Source organism: Treponema endosymbiont of Eucomonympha sp. (assembly GCF_001028545.1).
The window spans coordinates 1-477 of record NZ_BBPW01000573.1 but is presented as its reverse complement, the minus strand read 5'-3'; the positions used below and the strand labels follow the sequence as shown (position 1 = coordinate 477).

The window sequence follows — 477 nt, the reverse complement described above, 5'->3', positions numbered from 1 at the left end:
GCCGTGCGGGGGCTGGAACACAAAGAATACACGCACTAAATATGTATTCTCTTCGCCCTCCTCCTACATGAGCGGGTGCTTCAGCTTGCGCCGAGTCGGTGCGGGCGGATTCCCCCGACATGCGTGTGCGACGACGCGATTTCCTGCCCGGCTGCTGACCGCCTTGCCGGAAGCAAATGCTTTTGGCTCTCGGAATGCTCCGCGCCTGCACAAACGACGGGCAGATGCCGGTTGTACAACACAAGCGTCTTGTCTATACTTTTGGGCGGAGGGTTTTATGGCGCATTGCGTAGTCCCCGAAGCAGAAGCGCTGCTCGACAAAGAGTTCCCCGTGCTGGACAAGGGCTTTGTCCGGCTGGTTGATTATCTCGGCGGAGACGCGCGAATCGTGCAGGCGGCGCGGGTGTCTTACGACGAGGGCACGAAGACCGTGTGCGAAGACAGCGCGCTCATAGACCACCTGTTGCGGAACAGCCA

At 59.7% G+C, this 477-nt stretch carries 1 pseudogene; it reads left to right on the top strand.

What is annotated here, in order from left to right:
* Positions 1–277: 277 nt before the first annotated feature.
* A pseudogene (locus AWU74_RS08120) lies at positions 278–477 on the top strand (FAD-dependent thymidylate synthase); the annotation flags it as partial.